This window comes from Pseudomonas sp. PNPG3 (assembly GCF_023093815.1).
Classification (GTDB): domain Bacteria; phylum Pseudomonadota; class Gammaproteobacteria; order Pseudomonadales; family Pseudomonadaceae; genus Aquipseudomonas; species Aquipseudomonas asiatica.
Map to the genome: position 1 here is coordinate 91,210 of NZ_JALLKV010000016.1, position 21,604 is coordinate 112,813.

The following is a 21,604-nucleotide window of genomic DNA, read 5'->3' on the forward strand; positions in this document are numbered from 1 at the left end:
CTCGCTCAAGCTGGCAGGTCACGCATCAGCAGGCCGTATGCCAATGGCACCTGCTCGGGAACAGGAAGGTAGATGGTGTGGCCATCGCCCGGGGCGACCTGCAGCGGTTGCTGCTGGCCATTGCTCATGTGCTCGAGATCGAAGTGGTAGTTGCCGCGTGGGGTCATCAGTTCCAGATGGTCGCCCACGGCGAAGCGGTTCTTCACCTTGACCTCGGCCAGGCCGTCGACGCGCACCCCGGTCAGTTCGCCAACGAACTGCTGGCGCTCGGACACCGAGTTGCCGCGCTGGTAGTTCTGGTACTCGTCGTGCACGTGGCGGCGCAGGAAGCCTTCGGTGTAACCGCGCTGGGCCAGGGACTCGAGGTTGTCCATCAGGGAGCGGTCGAATGGCCGCCCGGCCACCGCGTCGTCGATCGCCTGGCGGTACGACTGCACGGCGCGGGCGCAGTAGAAGTGCGACTTGGTGCGGCCTTCGATCTTCAGCGAGTGCACGCCCATGGCGGCCAGGCGCCCGACATGCTGGATGGCGCGCAGGTCCTTGGCATTCATGATGTAGGTGCCGTGCTCGTCTTCGAACGCCGGCATTTCGGTGCCGGGGCGGTTGCTTTCCTGCAGCAGGAATACCTGCTCGGTCGGTGCACCCAGGCCCAGCGTCGGCTGCACTTCGCGCACGATGTCGCCGGTGGCGTTTTCGGTGGCCGGGGTGGCGTCGTACTTCCAGCGGCAAGCGTTGGTGCAGCTGCCCTGGTTGGCATCGCGCTTGTTGAGATAGCCCGACAGCAGGCAACGGCCGGAGTAGGCCATGCACAGGGCACCGTGGACGAACACCTCCAGCTCCATTTCCGGCACCTGCTGGCGGATCTCTTCGATCTCTTCGAGCGACAGCTCGCGCGACAGGATCACCCGGCTCAGGCCCAGTTGCTGCCAGAACTGCACGCTGGCCCAGTTGACCGTGTTGGCCTGCACCGACAGGTGCACCGGCATCTGCGGGAAGTGCTGGCGTACCAGCATGATCAGGCCTGGGTCGGACATGATCAGCGCGTCCGGTGCCATCTCGACCACCGGCGCCAGGTCCTTGAGGAAGGTCTTGAGCTTGGCATTGTGCGGGGCAATGTTGACCACCACGTAAAAACGCTTGCCCAAGGCATGTGCCTCCTGGATGCCCAGGGCCAGGTTGGCATGGTCGAACTCGTTGTTGCGCACCCGCAAGCTGTAGCGTGGCTGGCCGGCGTAGACCGCGTCGGCGCCATAGGCGAAGGCGTAGCGCATGGTCTTGAGGGTGCCGGCGGGGGCCAGCAGTTCGGGCTTGGCGATAGGGGTCATGTGCGCACCGGAGCAAAAGGCGCGGATGCTAGGGCTGGCAGATACGGCCCGTATTGATTTGCATCAAGGGAATGGCGGCACTTTTGCCAAGGTGCGGCGCACTAATAACGCATAAACCATGCGAGGACCCGCGATGAACCAGACCGCCCTGCAGAACAAAGCCCTGGCAGTACTGCTGGCGCTGGTGACCATTGCCTTCATCTGGATCCTGCTGCCGTACTACGGTGCGATCTTCTGGGCGGTGATACTCGGCATCCTGTTCGCCCCGCTGCAGCGCCACCTGCTGCTGCGTTTCGGCCGAAGGCGCAATCTGGCTGCGGCGGCCACCTTGCTGGTGTGCCTGCTGGTGGCGATCCTGCCGGTGATCATCACCAGCGCGCTGCTGGTACAGGAGGGAGCCGCCCTGTACCAGCGCATCGAGCACGGGGAGCTGGATATTGCCGGTTATGTCGAGCGCGGCAAGGACATGCTTCCGGCGTTTGCCCAGCAGGGCCTGGACAGCATGGGCATGGGCAACCTCGACGGGCTACGCGACAAGATCAGCAAGTGGGCCACCCAGGGCAGCCAGGTGCTGGCCAGCCAGGCGTTCAACTTTGGGCAGGGCACGTTCGAGTTCGTGATCAGCTTCGGCATCATGATGTACCTGTTGTTCTTCTTTCTGCGCGAAGGCGCGGAAGTCGCCCGCCAGGTGCGTCTGGCAGTGCCGCTGCCCGAACACCAGAAGCGCCGTTTGCAACTGAAGTTCAACCGTGTGGTGCGGGCGACGGTAAAAGGCAACGTGCTGGTGGCCATTACCCAGGGGGCGCTGGGCGGTTTCATTTTCTGGGTGCTGGATATCCCGAGTGCGCTGGTATGGGCGGTGCTGATGGCGTTTCTGTCGCTGTTGCCGGCGGTGGGGGCGGGGATCGTGTGGGCACCGGTGGCGGCGTATTTCCTGCTGACCGGTGCGATTTTGTCGGGGGTGATACTGACCGCGTTCGGTGTGCTGGTGATCGGCCTGGTGGACAACTTGTTGCGGCCGATCCTGGTGGGCAAGGACACGCGCATGCCGGACTACCTGATTCTGGTGTCGACGCTGGGCGGGCTGGCGGTGTTCGGGCTCAACGGCTTCGTGATCGGGCCGTTGATCGCGGCGCTGTTCGTGTCGAGCTGGGCGATCTTCGCGGCAACCAAACCCCGGGTGCAGTTGCCGGAGTAGGGGCGGGCCTTGGGCAAGCCAGCTCCCACAGGTACGGCGTTGTTCTCAAGATTGTCGCTGGACCTGTGGGAGCTGGCTCGCCTGCGATGGGCCGCAACGCGGCCCCCATGGCCGGGTCAGGATGTTTGCGGCATCTCACCCTTGGCCAGGCGCCGGTTGATGTCGGCGATCACTTCGGGCAGTTCGTTGATGGTGTCGATCAGGTAGTGCGGACGGGAGCCGGCGAACAGGGCGTGGATGCGCTGGCGCTCGCTTTCCAGCTTCTCGGCGCTCAGCGCGCGGTAGCCTTCCCAGGTCAGCCCCAGGGCATTGCCCGAGCACACCAGGGCCACGGTCCACATGCCGGCACGGCGGCCTTCGAGAATGCCCGGCACGGTATCGTCGACCTTCACGCACGCCGCCACATCGTCGATACCCAGCGCGATCACGTTGGCCAGGGCCTGGGCCGGCCATGGGCGGCCGTTCGGGGTTTCGTCGGTGGCCACCACATGGTCGGCCACGTAGCCGTTCTGCGCGGCCAGCTCCACCACCTTGTCCATCACCACCTTCGGGTAGCCCGAGCAAGAGCCGATCTTCAGGCCGTCCTGGCGCAGCCCGGTGAGAGTGTCCAGGGCGCCGGGGATCAGCGCCGAGTGCACGGCGATCTTCTCGATCTGCAGCGGCATGAAGCGGTTGTAGATGGCGGTGACATCATCGTCGGTCGGGGTACGGCCGAACACCTTGCGGTAGCGCTCGGCAATTTCCGGCACATCGCACAGGGTGCGGATGTGGTCCCACTTGCCCATGCCCATCGGGCCACGGGCTTCTTCGATGGACACCTGCACATCGAATTCGGCAAAGGCTTCGACAAAGATCTGGGTCGGGGCGAAGGAGCCGAAGTCGACCACGGTGCCGGCCCAGTCGAGGATGGCGGCTTGCAGCTGGGTAGGGTTGCTGTAGTTCATGTGCGCTTGTTCCTGAAATTGGGTGGGCAAAGGGTCAGATGTCCAGCACTTCCATTTCCCGCAGCACCTCGGCCACGGCATTCACGGCGGCCTGCATGCCGTCCGCTCCGACCACGCCGATGCAGCCGACACGGAAGGTTTCCACCTGGGTCAGCTTGCCCGGGTAGAGGATGAAGCCCTTGGCCTTGACCCGCTCGTAGAAGTCCTTGAACTGGTAGCGGGGATCGTTCGGTGCGTGGAAGGTGACGATGATCGGCGCCTGGATCTCGGCGGGCAGGAAGCTGCGCAGGCCGATGGCGGCCATGCCGTCGAGCAAGGTCTTGCAGTTGTCGGCATAGCGCCGGTGGCGTGCCGGCAGGCCTCCTTCCTCGTTGTATTGCTGCAGCGCTTCGTGCAGGGCAGCGACCACGTGGGTCGGCGGGGTGAAGCGCCATTGGCCGGTCTTGGCCATGTAGGTGTGCTGGTCGTGCAGGTCCATGGCCAGCGAGTGGGCGTTGCCTTCGGCGGCGGCCAGGGCGGTTTTCTCGGCGAACACGAAGCCCATGCCAGGTACCCCTTCCAGGCATTTGCCGGAGGCGGCGATCAGCGCCTCGAAGGGGATGGCGCGGGCATCGATCGGCAGTGCGCCGAACGAGCTCATGGCGTCGATGATCAGGCGCTTGCCGTGGCCTTTGATCACCTGGGCGATCTCGGGCAGCGGGTTGAGGATGCCGGTGCTGGTTTCGCAGTGGATCAGCGCGACGTGGGTGATGGCCGGATCGGCGGCCAGCAGGCGGTCGACGTCGGCGGCGGTGGTCGGCTGGTCTTCGGCGGTTTCGAAGGTGCTGTAGGCACGGCCCAGCACTTTGCAGATCTTCGCCAGGCGCTGGCCATAGGCGCCATTGATCAGCACCAGGACCTTGCCGTCACGCGGCACCAGGGTGCCGATGGCCGCTTCCACGGCGAAGGTGCCGCTGCCTTGCAGGGGTACGCAGTGGTGGCTGGCGCTGCCGTCGATGATGGCCAGCAGTTGCTCGCAGACACTGGCCGTCAGTTGGTTGAAGTCGCGGTCCCAGGAGCCCCAGTCCACCAGCATGGCTTGGCGGGTGCGGATTGATGTGGTCAGGGGACCGGGGGTCAGCAGAATCGGGGCGTTGCTCATTCCGTTATTCCTCACAAGCGGTGGGCTGAAACTACGGGGCCTAGGTTGCAATTGGCGCTGTCATCAATCAAATTGTTTGTTGTTATCCGAGCTATAATTCAGGCCGATAAATATGAACCTGTTCCAGTTGCGTGCCTTCGATGCCGTGGCCCGTGAGGGCAGCTTTACCCGTGCCGCCGCACGCCTGTTCATCAGCCAGCCGGCGGTGACCGGGCACGTGAAGGCGCTGGAGGAGCACTACCAGATCACCTTGCTGCGGCGTACCGCGCGGCGGGTGGAGTTGACCGAAGAGGGCACCCGCCTGGCGGCCATCACCCGCGCCATGTTCGGCCTGGCCGAAGAGGCGCAGGCCATGCTCGAGGCCAATCGGCAACTGCTGACCGGGCGCCTGGAGGTGGCGGCCGATGGCCCGCACCGGGTCATGCCGATGCTGGCGCTGCTGCGCGAGCGCTACCCGGGCATTACCGTCAACCTGCGCCTGGGCAATGCCCAGGAAACCTTGGCGGCATTGCTCAGCGAACATGCCGACGTGGCCGTGCTGACCGAGATCGAACCGCGCAAAGGCCTGCATATGCAAAACCTGTGCGAGTCGCGGTTGTGCGCCTTGCTGCCGGCGGGGCATGCCTGGGCCAGCGGCGAGGGTGATTTGCCGCTGGCTGAGCTGCACCAGCAGATCATGGTGTTGCGCGAACCCAGCTCCACCACCCGGCGCACCTTCGACAAGGCCTGCAACAAGGCTGCTGTGCAACCTCGGGTGCTGCTGGAGCTGGACAGCCGCGAGGCGGTGACCGAAGCGGTGGCCTCGGAGCTGGGCATTGGCGTGGTGTCGTCCACCGAAGTCGCCAATGACCCGCGGGTAGTGGCACGCCCGCTGGCCGGTGACGGCCTGGTCAACCAGCACCTGATCGGCTGCCTGGAGCGCCGCCGTGAGCTGCGCCTGATCCAGGCGTTCCTAGGCCTGGCGGCGGGGCTGTGATGGCTGTTTTCAACGGGGCGGCCTAAGATGGCCGGCATTGAGCCGACAGGACCGTCGATGAGCGAGAAAGACACCATTTCCATGCAGCTGGTGCGCGAAGCGCTGTTGCAGACTTGCCCCGCCGGCGAGCCCGATACCGGCTTGCTGGCCCGGGCGGGTATCGCCGTCGAACAACTGCACCTGCCAGCGGCACGGGTCAGTGCCGAGTCCTATGCCCGGCTCTGGCGTCTGCTGGCGCAGCGCTGCAACGATGAGTTCTTCGCCATGGACCCGCGCGGCCTGCGCAGCGGCAGCCTGGCGTTCATGTGCCGTGCCAGCATGGGCCAGCCAACCCTGGGCGCCGGCCTGGAAACCGCGCTGGCTTTCCTGTCACTGATGCTTGAAGACCTGCAGCCAAGCCTGGTGCGCCAGCAAGGCCTGGCCGAAATCGTCATCAACGAACCGCGTGACACACCGCGCCGCGCTTTCACCTATTTCACCTTCTGGATGATCGTGCACGGTGTGACCTGCTGGTTGGCCGGGCGGCGTATCCCGATCCTGGCCATCGATCTGCGCTGTGCCGAGCCGCCGTTCTGCGATGACTACCGGGTGATGTTTTCGGAAAACCTGCAGTTCGAGCGCCCGCGCACGCGCATGATCATCGCTGCCGAATGCCTCGAGCTGCCGCTGCGGCGCAGCGAAGAAGAACTGCAGCGCTTTCTGGCCGAGGCGCCGGGCAACATCCTGGTCAAGTACCGTGACCCGGCCAGCCTCGGGCGGCGCATTCGCACCGACCTGCTGCGCCTGGACCCGGGGCAGTGGCCCGATGGGGACAGCCTGGCGCGCCAGTTGTGCCTGTCGCCTTCTACCCTGCGCCGGCGGTTGGCCGAAGAGGGGCAGAACTACCAAGGGTTGAAGGACAGCGTGCGTCGTGAGCTTGCAATTGCCTGGCTGAGCCAGGAAGACGCGGCCATGGGCGAAATCGCCGAGCGCCTGGGCTTTGCCGACAGCAGTTCGTTCTACAAGGCATTTCGCAAGTGGTTCGGCTGCAACCCTGGGCATTACCGTGCGCTGATCCTCAAGCGCGGCAGTGGCGGCTAGGGAACCACGCCTTCCCGCTGCCGGCTGGCGCCGCTGACAAGCATCGTGACAAGTCGATCACTGACCAGGAAATCGACGATGTCTCAACCTGCCTTGCACCCCAAGTTGCTTCACCCCGCCGAAGATTTCATCGCGCAAAGCTTGCCGGCCTGGCTGAAGGCGGCCAAGCCCAAGCAGCTTGCCAGGCTGCAATTGCGTTTCAACGCCTATCTGGCGAGCCAGCGGCAGATGGCAGGGTTCGCCGACCGCCTGCAGCCTCTGGACCGTTTTGCCAAGCAACTGTTCGAGCCTGCCTTGCGCCAGGACAGCCAGCTGAAGCTGCAGGTCGACCTGGACAAACTGGTGTGGCGCGAAACACGCGCACGGCTGGATGTGAGAACCGGCTTGATCCCTGATTATCAACCGTACTTCGTGCGCATGCCGGCCTTGCAAAAGCTGTTGCAGAACTTCAAGGCCAGCGAGTCCTTCTTCCTCGGCACCGCCTTGACCCTTCCGGGAGCCCATCAGGACGAGCAGGTGGTGAGCGAAGACATCGACCGGATTGTCAGCCTGTGCCGCCAGGTGGATGTCGGCAGCGCCTACCAGCGGCACCTGGCGCAGGTATTGACCCCTGACTTTGAAAAAGCCCTGACTACCGACCGGCGCCTGGAACTGGCCGTGGCGGTCGAGATCGCGGCCATCAAGCAGCAGCTGGATCCGGAAGACCTGCTGGTGCTGCGTATCGCGTGCAAGGTTGAACCCGCCGTGATCAAGGGGCCGGTGCAGCTGGAGATCGGTGCACTGCAGGTCCTTGGCTGCCGGGTGGATGGCGCGCTGGCCGTTGAGTTGATCGAGCAGCCCCGCCACCAGTCCACGTTTCCCTTCGGGGTGCCTGGGCGCTTGAAAAGAGTGATCCTGTATACCCCTGACGATCAGGCGCAACCCCTGCGCGCGTTCACCAACTGGGATGAGGCGAACCGCGTCCTGGCCACGGCGATGGGCAACCAGGCCTATCGACAGGCATTTGTGCGGCGCATTGCCTTGAATGATCGCGCCACTTGCGAGCAGGCTTTGGCCACCCGCTTGCAGGATGCACAACCTGACCTGGAACCTCGCAGGGTGTTGGAAGCGGGGGACGGTTTTGCGTCGATGGCCGCCTGGCACATGCAGCGAATCAAAGCCGATGCACGTTTCCTTGCGGTGCCCACCGCCCAGGCCGATGACGCGGCTGCGGAGCAGCGCCTGGACGAGCTCAAAGGCGCTGGCCTGGTCTTGCTCAACCTGGCGGGCTTGTTCGTGCCGGTCATCGGGGCTTTGCTGGTGGCGGACCTGGCCAGGCAACTGTTGACCGAAACTTTCGAGGGCGTGCGCGACTGGCAGTTGGGCCATCAGCATGAGGCCTTGATGCATATGCTTCAGGTGGCCTTCAGCGTGGCAACCACCGGTGCGGTGGTTGTCGGTGCCCACCTGGCCCGCAGCGCATTCGTCGAAACCCTGGAGCCGGTCATCACCGAAGATGGCCGGCAACGGCTGTGGCGCAATGAGCTGGCGCCTTACCAGGACACTACTCCACCCGTTCAGCTGACGGAGCTCGACAACGGTTTGCTCGCCGAGGGTGAGCGCCATTGGTGGCGGTCGAATGGTGCCTTGTATCGGGTAAGGCAAACCGCCAATGGCGCTTGGCGCTTGCTGCATGCCGAAGGTGACACGGCGTTCGGGCCGGTGCTGGAACGTTGCTCTGCGCGTGGCTGGCGGCTGGCTTACGAGCGGCCACTGGAATGGCAGGGCGCCGCACTGTTGCTCGGGCGGCTTTGGCCGGCGGCGACCGCGATGGACGCCGTGCGGGTGGAACAGGTGCTGAAGGTCGCGGATGTCGACGAGGCCTACTTGCGTGGCCTGCTGGTGGAACGGCGCGGGTTGCCGGTGCAGCTGCGCGATACCTTGCAGCGCTTTGCCGTGGACGCACGCGCGCAGGCCTTTTTCAGCCGGCTGGAAGCGGGGGAGGCTGATACCGCTACCGAGCTGTGGCAATGGTGCATCGAACGGTTGCAACTGCAGGGTGAAACCGTCGAAGAACAGGTGCTGTCGATCCGTGACGCGGCAAGCGAGTTGCGTGAGGCGATGCTCGAGCATTTCTCCAGGCTTTATCTGGCCGACGACCCGCTGCTGGGCTTGATCCAGCGCGACTTCCCGACGCTGCCAGACGCCTATGCCCTCGATGTGCTCGAGCAGGCCACCGAGGCTGTGCGCCTGCGCATGCAGGCAGAGTCTCGCCTGCCGCTGGCGTTGGCTGAACAGGCGCGGGTGGCCCTGCAGCTGGCGCGCCTGACCCGCATGCGCGAAGCGTTGTACCTGCAGGGCAGTTATCGGCCGGAAGTGGTGGCGCTGGTCTTTGCCCTGCTGCGTCGGCATGGCCCCGGCGCTGCCGGGTTCAATCTGGTATTGCGCCGTGACCCGTATGCCGGGGCAGCGATGGAGCGGCTGTTCGCCGAGACCGACCTTGAGCAGGCCGTGGTGCTGGTCAGGCGGGAGGGGCGCTTCCAGCTCTACAACGACAGAGGCTTGCCGGATGAGCGCGAGGTCGCCGCCCCCGAGGGGCTGTTCGAGGTGCTGGCCGCTTGCCTGCCCGTGGAATACCGGGTGCGACAGGGTTGGAATGGCGCCGATGCGCCGACCAGAATCCGCGAGCAGATGCAGGCCTGGCTACCCGGTGACCGGCAGGCCCTGCTGCGCCTGCTCGGTTGGCGGGAGGCAAGGCCCATGGCATCGCCCATGCAGCGTTTGGCCGATGGCCGAGCGGGCTATCCATTAGGCGGCTGCCAGTCGTGCATCGGCTCGCCGGAGCGCGTGGTGCGGCAGCGGGTGCGCGCGTTGTATCCCGGTATCGGGGATGCCGGCGTCGATCGCTATGTCCAGAGCCTGTTGGACATGCGCGGGGGGCTGTTCGAGAACCTGCTGCGCGTCGAGCAGGAATACCGCCGCCTGGATGACAGCTTGCTGGCCTGGGTTGAAGAGGTAGCGGGCAGCGCCAGCCGTGCACGCCGACGCGTCGCAGATTCGATGCGGCGTGCCTGGCAGATGCGCAGCGACCGCGCCGCCGGGGCTATCGGCAACGATGCAATGCTCAGCCTGAGCATCGTCGCCGTACCGGTGGGCAGCCTGCCCGCGTTGCCGGTCGGGACGGACTTCTCGCACGTTTCGGAATTGACCCTGTCGGCGCTCGGTCTGGATGCCATCCCGTCGGGGTTCCTCGCCTGCTTCCCCAATCTGCTGTGCCTGGACATGAGCGACAACGCCTTGCGCGCGCTACCTGCGGGGCTGGAGCGGTTGACCGCCTTGCGCCAGTTGCTGATGCCGCGCAACCGTATTCGTGTCTCGGAGCCGCAGGCCAATGTGCTGACCGGCCTGGCGCTCTTGCGTTCGCTGGACCTGAGTGACAACCCGCTCGGCGACATCAGGCTACAGTTCGAGCGGTTGCCCAGCCTGCGGATCCTGCGTTTGAACCGGGTGCAGATGACGGCGCTGCCCCGGGGCCTGGAGTGGTGTGGCCTGTTGGTCTTCGCCGACCTTCGCAACAACCAGATAGCCGAGTTGCCGGCAGCCTTGTTTCAGGCCCCGTTGCAGTTGCGCCGTGCCATGCACCTGGAGGGCAATGCGCTGTCAGTGCAGGATCTCGATCGCCTTTATTCCGTCGAACGCCTGCTGGACACGCCCCGCCCGCAACGGAACGCCCCGGCCCGGGAACAATGGTTGCAGACCTTGGCCCCAGCAGCGCGGCAGGAGCAGCAAGGAAAATGGGATGCGCTGAATGCCGAGCCCGGCAGCCTGGCTTTCTTCGAGCTGCTTAGACAACTGACGAGCACGGCCGAATTCAGCAAGGCGCCGGCCGAACTCGGATTCAGGGTATGGGCAATGCTGGATGTCGCCCATGCCGATACCGCCACGCGCATGGCGCTGTTTGACCTGGCAGCGGAGCCCATCACCTGTGTGGACAGCGTTGTCATCGTGTTCAGCCGCCTCGAGGTGCGCATGCATGTCGAGCAGGCCACCCGCGGCGGTGACCCGATCTCGACCCGCTCGGCACGCCTGCAGTTGGCCAAGCGGCTGTTTCGCGTGCACTGGGTAGAGAAAATCGCCCGGCGCGAAATGGACGCCCGCTACCAGGATGGACGCTGGAGCCGGGGAAATCATGATGAAGAGGAGGTGGAGGTCAATCTTGCCTACCTCAGCGGCTTGGCCCAGCGCCTGGACCTGTTGGGCCAACCACGTCATATGCAGTTTGGCAGGCTGGCCAACGTGTCGCCGCTGCAACTGGAGGAGGCCTTCAAGGAAGTGCTGGAGGTGGAGGCGGGTGAGCAACGGATCGTGTTCATCAGCGAGCGTGATTTCTGGTTGCCGGTACTGCGAGCAGAGCATCCGGACGACTTCGAAACCCTGGAAGCGCAATTCTCCCTGCGGATGGAAACTCTGTACGAGCAAAGGGAGGCCTTGACCAGTGACGAGTACCGGAAACTGGGCGACGCCCTGCGCGATGAACGCGAGCAGGCCCTGGCCAGACTTGCCCAGCGCCTTACGCACGAAGCGTTCATGGTGCCAGAGGCAAAGTGACGGCGCTTCACGGGCGGCACGCAGTGTGCCGCCCTGCTTCTACCGCAGGGGTTCCCTCTGCGCAAGCGCTGGCAGGTTGCACACCATGTGTGGCTTTCGACAGCCATCCAGGGACCTGCCATGACCCGCGAACCACACGCACCACAGCCCGCATCAGCGTCTTCCAGCCACTTGCACGACGGTTTCATCGGTGACCGGTTGCCTGCCTGGCTCAAACAGGCCACGCAAAGCCAGATACGCACCTTGCGCGAAAGCCTGGAAGCCCATCATGCCACCCAGGCCCGGTTGCGCGGGATCACCCTGGCGCTGCCGTCACCGCAGCAGTTCGCCGAACGGCAATTCGCCAGTTTGTTGCGCGAGCCGCTGCCGGGCGACGTAGCGTTCTGGCAGTTGGAGTGGCTGGAGGTTTCCCATCGTTTCTCGTCCACGCCCGGCGCAGAGCCGCAATTTCCCACTTACGGGCAACGGCGTGAAAACGGCTTGCTCCGCCTGATGCGCAACTTTGCCGCCAGCAACGATTTCTACCTGGGAACCGGGTTGGTCGCGCCGGGGCAGGAACGGGTACTTTCGCGAGGCACCGATGAACTGGTCGAGGCGTGCCGCAAGCTCGATGCCGGGCGCCTGTACCAGCAGGAGCTGGACCGCACATTCGATGCCGCGGCACAGCGCATCTTGTGTGAAGACAAGCGCTCCGGGCTGCGTCTGGCCGTGGAGGTTGCCGCGCTGAAAGGCGAGATCACCGAGCCGGTCAAGGAGGCATTGCAAGCCCTGGTGGATAAACCCGCGGATCGGCGATCCGCCAGCCTCACGGGCCACCCGGGCCTGCTCGAAGCCCTCGGTTGCCCAGTGGCGGATGGTGTGTGGATTCAACTTCGCGACACGCATGAGCAAACGCAGGGCGGCGTGCTCTACCTGCCCAGCGACCCGGTACAGGCGTTGCGACACTTCGACAGCCATGCCTCGATCAACCGCGCGCTGGTGGCCGAGCTGCGCCATGAACCCTATCGCCAGGCGTTCAGCCAGTTGATCGGCCTGGATCAGCGTGCCGGGTTCATGCACAAGCTGCAGGCCCGCCTGAAGGATGACAAGCCGGACCTGGAGCTCGATGGCAGCGTGCCGCAACATGACATTTTCCAGGCGCTGGCTGCACAGCAGACCAACCGGGTGAAGCAGGATGGCCGCCTGTTGCTGGTGGCAACTGCCGATGCCGATGAAGCCGCATCGCGTGAGCGGCATGAGGCGTGGAAGGCCGCCGGTCTCGATGTGCTCAACCTCGCTGGGCTGTTTATTCCGGTGGTGGGCGGCTTGCTGCTCGGGCAACTGGTGGCCCAGACCCTCTCGGAGGTTTTCGAGGGCACGCAGGACTGGTTGCGAGGCCATCAGCACGAGGCGCTGGAGCATATGCTGGGGGTTGCCGAGATACTGGCGGGCACCGCCGCGACTGTGGTGGGCGTCACCTTCGTGCGCAGCGCGTTTGTCGCGGCGCTGGAGCCGGTAAGGCTCGCCAATGGGGCGGGGCGTTTGTGGTCCCGAGATCTGGCAGCCTTTGCCTCGACCCCTGAAACGATCACCTTGGGTGCGGACGGGGCCTATGCCGATGGCGAGCGCCGCTGGATGAAGGCCGACGGGGTCTTCTACGAAGTTCATCGGCCTGACCCCGATGGCCCCTGGCGTCTGCGCCACCCCGGTCGCGAAGAGGCGTACGGACCGGTCGTGCTGCACAATGGCGAACGCAGCTGGCGCTTGATGCATGATGAGCCGCAGTGTTGGCGCGACCCTGCGAAAATGCTCGATACCCTTTGGCCGCGCGATCAACCTTTCGATAACCAGCAGGCGCAGCGGATCTTGCGCATGGCCGGCATCGATGAGGACGAACTGCGCGGCCTGCTGGTGGAAAACCGGCGAACGCCTGCCACCTTGCGGGAAACCCTCAGGGCATTCGATGCCGATGCCCGGATCGACACGTTCTTCCGCAACCTGGAACGCGACATTGTCTCCGATGAGGACTTGCAGCTGCTGGCCTGGTGCGAGTCCCGACCGGGCGGCGTAAAAGGGCGTGCCGCAGTGCTGGCGGACCGGCCAAGGTCGAGCGACCTGCTGTTCGCACGGCTGACACGCCTGCCCGAATCGGCGGAGCCTTTGCTCAAGCCGCTGATGGCGCTGGGGCTGCCTGAGCCCTATGCGCGCGATCTGGCTGACCGAGCAAGTCACGAGGCTCGCCAGCTGTTCGTCAGTGGTGGAAAGTTGCCGCAAAGCCTGGCCACCCAGGCCAGGTCGTTGTGCTCGCAGGCGAAGGTGAGCAGGGCGCTGGCAGGGTTTTATCTGCCGAGTGCATATAGCGACGAAACGGGCATGTTGGTGCTGGCATTGCTGAATGTCGAGGCCATTGATGCGTTCAGCCTGGCGTTGAGCAATGCTGCTGCGGATGCCGTGGCGTTGAAACGCATCGGTTCGGTTGGCGATGCGGCCGAGCAGCGGGTGCTGGTGCGTGAGCAAGGGGTCTTTGCCTTGTATGACGGGCAGGGCCGAAAACTCGCGATGCAGCCGCCTGCTTCCTCGTGCATCTTCCAGGCCGTGCTGGCCGCGCTCGAATCGCGCAGCCTGCTGGGCCGTCTGGGCCTGGCCGAGAACGCCAATGCCGAGCGCCTGCGCGAGAAGCTCATGGCGCACCTGGGCACCCATGAGGAAATCGCCCGCATGCTGGGCTGGGCACCGACAGAGCGCTGGTTCAACCCCGGGCAGCGCCTCGCCGATGGCCGTGTCGGCTACCTGCTCAGTGGGCGCGCATCACCGCCCACCACACCCAGGGAGCAGCTGCGGGCCGGCCTGAGGCAGTTCTTCCCGGGGCTGGGCGATTCGCTGGAAACGCAAGTTGACCGCTGGCTGCTGCAGAATGTGTCGGTCGCCGATGCGCTCCTGGCGCTGCAGGACGATTTTGAGCAGTTGGACCGCGCGCTCAATGGTTGGGTGTCGGCTGCGCTGAGTGACACTTTGCGGGCGCGACGCCAGCTGTTCGCCGACCGATTACGGCGTGCCTGGCAGGCGCTTGGTGACGATGTGGTGGTCGACCGTGACGGCAGGCGCCAGGGGCTGCGTCTGGTCCTGAATGATCTGCCAACGGATTCGTTGCCGGTCATGCCCGCGCCTATCGATTTCTATCACGTCACCACCCTGGTACTGAGCGAGACGTCCATCGGGGTGGTGAACGAGGAGTTTCTGCGGGCATTCACCTACCTGCAGGAGCTGGACCTGAGCCACAACCAGCTGTTGCGCTGCCCGCGCGGGCTTGGCTACCTGACCAACCTGCGCCGGTTGCGCCTGGGGCATAACCGCATTCGCCTGGATGCCCATGCCATCGAAGCACTGAACGGGTTGCCGCTGCTCAGCCACCTCGACCTGAGCTACAACAGCCCGCTGGGGGTGTACGAAATGCGCTTCCATCACCTGCCTCATCTGATCGAGCTGAATTTGCGCCGCTGCGGGCTCAGCGAGTGGCCCAGAGGGCTCGAGCTGTGTGGCTTCCTGCAACGAGCCGACCTGCGTGACAATTTCCTGCGGGGTGTGCCTGACGGCGTGCTGGCCATGCCGCTGGAGTTTCGCCAGCGCATCCTGGTCGATGGCAACCGCCTGAGCATGGCCGATTACGGCAAGCTCTATGCCTTGGAGCCGCTGCTGGAGGAACCGCAGGAAGAGATCGGCCGAGCCTGGTGGGTCGGTTCCGACTCCGCCAGCCATGGGCGCGGCGAGCTTTGGGACCGGCTGAGCACCCGGGACGAAAACACCCGCCTGTTCGATCTGCTGGAGCTTTTGCAAGGCTTGGCGGACTTCAGCTGGCCCAAGGCTTATCTGCTGCGCATGGGCTGGCAATGCCTGTCGATGCTGGAGACAGACGTCGAGTTCGCTCGCCAGGCGCAACTGGCGGCCGACAATGTGGTGATGGATGACAACGGTGCCATCGACCTGTTCAGCCGACTGCTGCGTCTGCATGCCGAGCGCGACGCGGCAGGCGATAGCGCCCAATCCCGTGGCCCGAGGTTGCTGGCATTGGGGCGCGCCTTGCAACGCCTGGACCGCCTTGAGGAGTATGTCGAGGCCGAGCGGCAAAACCTTGAAGGCTTCGCCGAGCCCGCGGTACTGGCGACGTTGGCAATGCGTTACAGGGTACGCTTGCGCACCAGGCTCAGGTTGCCCTTCCAGCCCGCCAGAATGCGCCTCAGGGCGGCAGCTGTAGGGTTGAGCGAGCATCGGCTGCAGGCGGCAGAGGCGGCCGTGGAAAGGGCGAACGTTCTCGTTGATGTAGTCGCAAACCTGTGCACGCGCGCATTCTGGCAGCGTTTTTTGCAACAGCACTTCGCCCAGCCGTTCAATGACCTTGAGCAACTCGCTGCGGAGCAGCGGGCAGCACTTGCGGTAAGGCGCGATGAACTGGGTGAAGCACAGTATCTGAACCAGGAACAGGCTCTGGATGCGCAGCTGCAGGCCGATCGGCTGGCGTTGCAACTGCAACTGACCGAGCACTACGTGATCAGCCTGGAGCGCGCACCGGGCTGATGGCCACCGGCCAAACCGGTCATCCAGTTTGACAACTTAGGCCATTGCCGCGACGCCAGCGCGGCGCGAACATCGTCGGACCGATGGTTCAACTCCAAAAACAAGAAACCAGGAGTCCGACGATGCGCGATTACACCGAGGCCGCTCGTGCGTTCGACCATGGCCAGGCTGCTGCGGCGGCGCTGCATGGCAACCTCGAAGCCCTCAATGCCTGTGTCGAATGTTGCGACCGCCATGCCGGTGAGGGCAAGACCGCACTGGTCTGGGAAGACCGCGAGGGCAACAGCGTGCGCTTGAGCTTCGACCAGTTGCAGGCACTGGCGGCCCGTTTCGCCAATGTGCTCGAAGCGCAAGGCGTGGGTGCGGGTGACCGGGTCGCCGGCCTGATGCCGCGTACCCCCGAGCTGCTGGTCACCATCCTCGCCACCTGGCGTCTCGGCGCGGTGTACCAGCCACTGTTCACCGCGTTCGGCCCCAAGGCCATCGAACATCGCCTGGAGCAGTCCCACGCCCGCGTGGTCGTCACCGACAGCCACAACCGCGCCAAGCTGGACGATGTGCACGCCTGCCCGACCATCATCACCGTCAATGCCCGCAATGGCGAGCTGGACTTCCAGCAGTGCCTGGACAAAGCCGCAGACAAATGCGAGCCGGTCATGCGCTCGGGCAACGACCCGTTCCTGCTGATGTTCACCTCCGGCACCACCGGCCCGGCTAAACCGCTGGAAGTGCCGCTGCGTGCCATCGTCGCGTTCCAGGGCTACATGCGCGATGCCATCGACCTGCGCCCCGAGGACAACTTCTGGAACCTGGCCGACCCGGGCTGGGCCTATGGCCTGTATTATGCGGTCACTGGCCCGCTGTCGCTGGGCCATGCCACCACCTTCTACGATGGCCCGTTCAGTGTTGAAAGCTGCGCACGGGTGATCGACAAGCTGGGCATCACCAACCTGGCCGGCTCGCCCACCGCGTACCGCCTGCTGATTGCCGCCGGGGATGACTTCTCGGCACCGATCAAGGGCCGCCTGCGGGTGGTCAGCAGTGCCGGTGAACCGCTCAACCCGGAAGTGATCCGCTGGTTCGCCGACGAACTGGGCGTGACCATCCACGACCACTACGGGCAGACCGAACTGGGCATGGTGCTGTGCAACCACCATGGCCTGCAGCACCCGGTACACCTCGGCTCGGCCGGCTTCGCCATCCCCGGCCACCGCATCGTGGTGCTGGACGAGCAGGGCAACGAACTGCCCGCCGGGCAGCCGGGCATCCTCGCGGTCGACCGCGAGCAGTCGCCGCTGTGCTGGTTCGCGGGCTACCACGGCCTGCCGACCAAAGCCTTCGTCGGCAAGTACTACCTCAGTGGCGACACCGTCGAACTGAACCAGGACGGCAGCATCAGCTTCGTCGGCCGCAGCGACGATGTGATCACCACCTCCGGCTACCGGGTCGGCCCGTTCGACGTCGAGAGTGCACTGATCGAGCACCCAGCGGTGATCGAAGCGGCGGTGATCGGCAAACCGGACCCGGAGCGCACCGAACTGATCAAGGCCTTCGTGGTATTGGCCAGCGGTTACCAGGGCAGCGCCGAGCTTGAAGAGGCTTTGCGCCAGCACGTGCGCCAGCGCCTGTACGCCCATGCCTACCCAAGGGAAATCGAATTCGTCAGCGAGCTGCCCAAGACCCCGAGCGGCAAGCTGCAACGCTTCATCCTGCGCAACCAGGAAGTCGCCAAACAACAAGCGCAACAGGCCACCCCTGCCAGCGCCTGAAAGGAACCGATCATGCAGATAGCCAACAAACACTTAATCGTCAGCGGCGCCGCCTCCGGGCTGGGCGCTGCCACCGCGCAGATGCTGGTCGAGGCCGGCGCCAAGGTCATGCTGGTCGACCTCAATGCCCAGGCCGTTGAAGCCAAGGCTCGCGAGCTGGGCGAAAACGCCCGTTTCGCGGTAGCCGACATCAGCGACGAGCAGGCCGCCCAGGCGGCGGTCGATGCGGCCGTCAGCGCCTTTGGCAGCCTGCACGGGCTGGTCAACTGCGCCGGCATCGTCGGTGCCGAGAAAGTGCTGGGCAAACAGGGCCCGCATGGCCTTGCCAGCTTTGCCAAGGTCATCAACGTCAACCTGATCGGCAGCTTCAACCTGCTGCGCCTGGCCGCCGCGGCCATGGCCGAAGGGGCTGCCGATGAGGGGGGGGAGCGCGGGGTGATCATCAACACCGCCTCCATCGCCGCCTATGACGGCCAGATCGGCCAGGCGGCCTACGCTGCTTCCAAGGGCGCCATCGCCAGCCTGACCCTGCCGACCGCCCGCGAACTGGCGCGCTTCGGCATCCGTGTGATGACCATTGCCCCGGGCATCTTCGAAACGCCGATGATGGCCGGCATGACCGAGGAAGTACGCGCCTCGCTGGCCGCCGGCGTGCCTTTCCCACCGCGCCTGGGGCGCCCGCAGGAATATGCCGCGCTGGCCCGCCACATCATCGAGAACAGCATGCTCAACGGCGAGGTTATCCGCCTCGACGGCGCACTGCGCATGGCTGCCAAGTAAGGAGAGCGAACATGACCCTCGCCAATGACCCGATCGTTATCGTCAGCGCCGTGCGCACGCCCATGGGCGGCCTGCAGGGCGACCTCAAGAGCCTGACCGCGCCGCAGCTGGGCAGCGCCGCCATCCGTGGTGCCGTGGAGCGTGCTGGCATCGATGCTGCCAGTGTCGAGCAGGTGCTGTTCGGCTGCGTGCTGCCGGCAGGCCAAGGCCAGGCACCGGCGCGCCAGGCCGCGCTGGGCGCCGGGCTGGACAAGCACACCACCTGCACCACCCTGAACAAGATGTGCGGTTCGGGCATGCAGGCGGCGATCATGGCCCATGACCTGCTGCTGGCCGGCACTGCCGATGTGGTGGTGGCCGGTGGCATGGAAAGCATGACCAACGCCCCGTACCTGCTGGACAAGGCCCGTGGCGGCTACCGCATGGGCCACGGCAGAATCATCGACCACATGTTCATGGACGGCCTGGAAGACGCCTACGACAAGGGCCGCCTGATGGGCACCTTTGCCGAAGACTGTGCCCAGGCCAATGCCTTCAGCCGCGAAGCCCAGGACCAGTTCGCCATCGCCTCGCTGACCCGCGCCCAGGACGCTATCAAGAGTGGTCGCTTTGCTGCCGAGATCGTGCCGGTCGAGGTTACCGAGGGCAAGGAGAAGCGCGTCATCAAGGACGACGAACAACCGCCCAAGGCGCGCCTGGACAAGATCCCGCAGCTCAAGCCGGCCTTCCGCGAAGGCGGCACGGTGACCGCCGCCAACTCCAGCTCGATTTCCGACGGTGCTGCGGCGCTGGTGCTGATGCGCCGCTCCGAAGCCGACAAGCGCGGCCTCAAGCCGCTGGCGGTGATCCACGGCCACGCCGCCTTTGCCGACACCCCGGCACTGTTCCCGACCGCGCCGATCGGTGCCATCGACAAGCTGATGAAACGCACTGGCTGGAACCTGGCCGAGGTCGACCTGTTCGAGATCAACGAGGCTTTCGCCGTGGTCACCCTGGCGGCCATGAAGCACCTCGACCTGCCGCACGACAAGGTCAATATCCATGGCGGCGCCTGCGCCCTCGGCCACCCGATCGGCGCTTCCGGCGCGCGCATCCTGGTGACCCTGCTGTCGGCCCTGCGCCAGAACAACCTGCGCCGTGGCGTGGCGGCCATCTGCATTGGCGGTGGCGAGGCCACGGCCATGGCTGTCGAATGCCTGTACTGAGGTGAATCATGCTGGTAACTGACGAGCAACAACAGATCGCCGACGCGGTACGCGCCTTTGCTCAGGAGCGCCTGAAACCGTTTGCCGAGCAATGGGACAAGGAACACCGCTTCCCCAAGGAGGCCATCGACGAGATGGCCGAGCTGGGCCTGTTCGGCATGCTGGTGCCGGAGCAGTGGGGCGGCAGCGACACCGGCTACGTGGCCTATGCCATGGCCCTGGAGGAAATCGCCGCCGGTGACGGCGCCTGCTCGACCATCATGAGCGTGCACAACTCGGTGGGCTGTGTGCCGATCCTGCGTTTTGGCAGCGAGCAGCAGAAAGAACAGTTCCTCACCCCGTTGGCCAGCGGTGCGATGCTCGGCGCCTTCGCCCTGACCGAACCGCAGGCAGGCTCCGACGCCAGCAGCCTGAAGACCCGGGCACGTCTGGATGGCGACCACTACGTGCTCAATGGCAGCAAGCAGTTCATCACCTCCGGGCAGAACGCCGGGGTGGTGATCGTGTTTGCCGTGACCGACCCGGACGCCGGCAAACGCGGGATCACTGCTTTCATCGTGCCCACCGATTCGCCGGGCTACCAGGTGGCGCGGGTTGAGGACAAGCTCGGCCAGCACGCCTCCGACACCTGCCAGATCGTTTTCGACAATGTGCGCGTGCCGGTGGCCAACCGCCTGGGCGCCGAAGGGGAGGGCTACAAGATCGCCCTGGCCAACCTCGAAGGCGGCCGTATCGGCATCGCCTCGCAGGCGGTGGGCATGGCCCGCGCGGCGTTCGAAGTGGCGCGTGACTACGCCAACGAGCGGCAGAGCTTCGGCAAGGCGCTGATCGAGCACCAGGCGGTGGCCTTCCGCCTGGCCGACATGGCGACGAAGATTGCCGTGGCCCGGCAGATGGTGCTGCACGCTGCCGCGCTGCGCGATGCCGGGCGCCCGGCGCTGGTGGAAGCGTCGATGGCCAAGCTATTTGCCTCGGAAATGGCCGAAAAGGTCTGTTCGGATGCCTTGCAGACCCTGGGCGGTTATGGCTATCTGAGCGACTTCCCGCTGGAGCGGATCTACCGCGACGTTCGGGTTTGCCAGATCTACGAAGGCACCAGCGACATTCAGCGCATGGTCATTGCGCGCAATCTTTGAAGGAGCAGACTGCATGGCATTCGAAACTATCCTGTTGGATATCCACGGCAAGGTCGGCCTGATTACCCTCAACCGCCCGCAGGCGCTGAACGCGCTGAACGCGCAGATCGTCGGCGAGATCAACCAGGCCCTGGACCAGCTCGAGCGCGATCCGAACATCGGCTGCGTGGTGCTGACCGGTTCCGCCAAGGCCTTTGCCGCTGGTGCCGACATCAAGGAAATGGCCGAGCTGCAATACCCGCAAATCTACGTTGACGACCTGTTCAGCGATTCCGACCGCATTGCCAACCGGCGCAAGCCGATCATTGCCGCGGTGTCCGGTTTTGCCCTGGGCGGCGGCTGCGAGCTGGCGATGATGTGTGACTTCATCCTGGCGGCGGACAATGCCAGGTTTGGCCAGCCGGAAATCAACCTTGGCGTGCTGCCGGGCATGGGCGGCACCCAGCGCCTGACCCGTGCGGTGGGCAAGGCCAAGGCCATGGAACTTTGCCTGACCGGTCGCCTGATGGGGGCTGAGGAAGCGGAGCGTGCCGGGTTGGTGGCGCGTATCGTGCCGCAGGCTGAGCTGGTGGAAGAGGCGCTGAAGGTGGCCGCGACCATTGCCAGCAAGTCGATTCCGGTGAGCATGATGGTCAAGGAGAGCGTCAACCGTGCGTTCGAAGTCACCCTCAGCGAAGGTGTGCGCTTCGAGCGGCGGGTGTTCCATGCGGCGTTTGCTACCGAAGACCAGAAAGAGGGGATGGCTGCGTTCATTGCCAAGCGCGAGGCGCAGTTCAAGGACCGCTGATTGGAATCGGCATTGCCGTTGCCGTTGCCGTTGCCGTTGCTTTTGCTTTTGCTTCTAAGCGCACGGTAGCTCAGGCGCCGCCGATTGCGACTTCAGGAGGCCGAGCGAAGGGACTGCGGAGGGAG

13 protein-coding genes are annotated in these 21,604 nt (G+C 65.0%); 10 read left to right on the top strand and 3 right to left on the bottom strand.

Annotated elements, in window-relative coordinates; translation table 11 throughout:
- Positions 1–5 precede the first annotated feature (5 nt).
- Positions 6–1,325 (bottom strand): tRNA 5-hydroxyuridine modification protein YegQ, encoded by a 1,320-nt coding sequence (gene yegQ / locus MJ643_RS13320; RefSeq protein WP_013971822.1) that lies wholly within the window; start codon positions 1,323–1,325, stop codon positions 6–8.
- Positions 1,326–1,458: 133 nt separating this feature from the next.
- On the opposite strand from yegQ, the gene MJ643_RS13325 reads away from it, so the two are divergent.
- Positions 1,459–2,523: an AI-2E family transporter gene (locus MJ643_RS13325; RefSeq protein WP_013971823.1), complete on the top strand. Its 1,065-nt coding sequence runs from the start codon at positions 1,459–1,461 to the stop codon at positions 2,521–2,523.
- 116 nt (positions 2,524–2,639) lie between these two features.
- On the opposite strand, the gene phnX is transcribed toward MJ643_RS13325, so the two are convergent.
- Positions 2,640–3,467: a phosphonoacetaldehyde hydrolase gene (gene phnX, locus MJ643_RS13330; RefSeq protein ID WP_015269646.1), complete on the bottom strand. Its 828-nt coding sequence runs from the start codon at positions 3,465–3,467 to the stop codon at positions 2,640–2,642.
- A gap of 34 nt (positions 3,468–3,501) precedes the next feature.
- Entirely contained in the window at positions 3,502–4,608 is a 1,107-nt protein-coding gene (locus tag MJ643_RS13335; protein WP_023662611.1) for a 2-aminoethylphosphonate--pyruvate transaminase, read from the bottom strand.
- Positions 4,609–4,720: 112 nt separating this feature from the next.
- Between MJ643_RS13335 and MJ643_RS13340 the strand changes: the two genes are divergently transcribed.
- The 9 genes from MJ643_RS13340 to MJ643_RS13380 all read left to right on the top strand — a co-directional run bounded on the left by MJ643_RS13340 (position 4,721) and on the right by MJ643_RS13380 (position 21,479).
- Entirely contained in the window at positions 4,721–5,584 is an 864-nt protein-coding gene (locus MJ643_RS13340; protein ID WP_208209353.1) for a LysR substrate-binding domain-containing protein, read from the top strand.
- A 57-nt stretch (positions 5,585–5,641) separates the two neighbouring features.
- Positions 5,642–6,664, top strand: coding sequence for an AraC family transcriptional regulator (locus tag MJ643_RS13345; protein ID WP_208209352.1), 1,023 nt, complete (start codon positions 5,642–5,644; stop codon positions 6,662–6,664).
- 78 nt (positions 6,665–6,742) lie between these two features.
- Positions 6,743–11,251, top strand: a complete 4,509-nt coding sequence (locus MJ643_RS13350; protein WP_208209351.1) for an NEL-type E3 ubiquitin ligase domain-containing protein — start codon at positions 6,743–6,745, stop codon at positions 11,249–11,251.
- A 120-nt stretch (positions 11,252–11,371) separates the two neighbouring features.
- Entirely contained in the window at positions 11,372–15,802 is a 4,431-nt protein-coding gene (locus MJ643_RS13355; RefSeq protein ID WP_208209350.1) for a DUF6543 domain-containing protein, read from the top strand.
- Between the two features lie 122 nt (positions 15,803–15,924).
- A complete protein-coding gene (locus MJ643_RS13360) occupies positions 15,925–17,571 on the top strand; it encodes an acyl-CoA synthetase (protein ID WP_013971830.1) in 1,647 nt (548 codons plus the stop codon).
- 12 nt (positions 17,572–17,583) lie between these two features.
- Positions 17,584–18,351, top strand: coding sequence for an SDR family NAD(P)-dependent oxidoreductase (locus tag MJ643_RS13365; RefSeq protein WP_208209349.1), 768 nt, complete (start codon positions 17,584–17,586; stop codon positions 18,349–18,351).
- 11 nt (positions 18,352–18,362) lie between these two features.
- Positions 18,363–19,556 (top strand): acetyl-CoA C-acyltransferase, encoded by a 1,194-nt coding sequence (locus MJ643_RS13370; protein WP_024086601.1) that lies wholly within the window; start codon positions 18,363–18,365, stop codon positions 19,554–19,556.
- 8 nt (positions 19,557–19,564) lie between these two features.
- Entirely contained in the window at positions 19,565–20,692 is a 1,128-nt protein-coding gene (locus tag MJ643_RS13375) for an acyl-CoA dehydrogenase (protein ID WP_013971833.1), read from the top strand.
- Between the two features lie 13 nt (positions 20,693–20,705).
- Positions 20,706–21,479: an enoyl-CoA hydratase gene (locus MJ643_RS13380; RefSeq protein ID WP_013971834.1), complete on the top strand. Its 774-nt coding sequence runs from the start codon at positions 20,706–20,708 to the stop codon at positions 21,477–21,479.
- Positions 21,480–21,604 lie beyond the last annotated feature (125 nt).

Excerpts from the sequence above, each read along its gene's own strand:
- phnX (WP_015269646.1), bottom strand. The coding sequence starts at position 3,467 with ATGAACTACAGCAACCCTACCCAGCTGCAAGCCGCCATCCTCGACTGG.
- MJ643_RS13365 (WP_208209349.1), top strand. The coding sequence starts at position 17,584 with ATGCAGATAGCCAACAAACACTTAATCGTCAGCGGCGCCGCCTCCGGG.
- yegQ (WP_013971822.1), bottom strand. The coding sequence starts at position 1,325 with ATGACCCCTATCGCCAAGCCCGAACTGCTGGCCCCCGCCGGCACCCTC.
- MJ643_RS13360 (WP_013971830.1), top strand. The coding sequence starts at position 15,925 with ATGCGCGATTACACCGAGGCCGCTCGTGCGTTCGACCATGGCCAGGCT.
- MJ643_RS13325 (WP_013971823.1), top strand. The coding sequence starts at position 1,459 with ATGAACCAGACCGCCCTGCAGAACAAAGCCCTGGCAGTACTGCTGGCG.
- MJ643_RS13370 (WP_024086601.1), top strand. The coding sequence starts at position 18,363 with ATGACCCTCGCCAATGACCCGATCGTTATCGTCAGCGCCGTGCGCACG.
- MJ643_RS13345 (WP_208209352.1), top strand. The coding sequence starts at position 5,642 with ATGAGCGAGAAAGACACCATTTCCATGCAGCTGGTGCGCGAAGCGCTG.
- MJ643_RS13355 (WP_208209350.1), top strand. The coding sequence starts at position 11,372 with ATGACCCGCGAACCACACGCACCACAGCCCGCATCAGCGTCTTCCAGC.
- MJ643_RS13380 (WP_013971834.1), top strand. The coding sequence starts at position 20,706 with ATGGCATTCGAAACTATCCTGTTGGATATCCACGGCAAGGTCGGCCTG.
- MJ643_RS13375 (WP_013971833.1), top strand. The coding sequence starts at position 19,565 with ATGCTGGTAACTGACGAGCAACAACAGATCGCCGACGCGGTACGCGCC.
- MJ643_RS13350 (WP_208209351.1), top strand. The coding sequence starts at position 6,743 with ATGTCTCAACCTGCCTTGCACCCCAAGTTGCTTCACCCCGCCGAAGAT.
- MJ643_RS13340 (WP_208209353.1), top strand. The coding sequence starts at position 4,721 with ATGAACCTGTTCCAGTTGCGTGCCTTCGATGCCGTGGCCCGTGAGGGC.
- MJ643_RS13335 (WP_023662611.1), bottom strand. The coding sequence starts at position 4,608 with ATGAGCAACGCCCCGATTCTGCTGACCCCCGGTCCCCTGACCACATCA.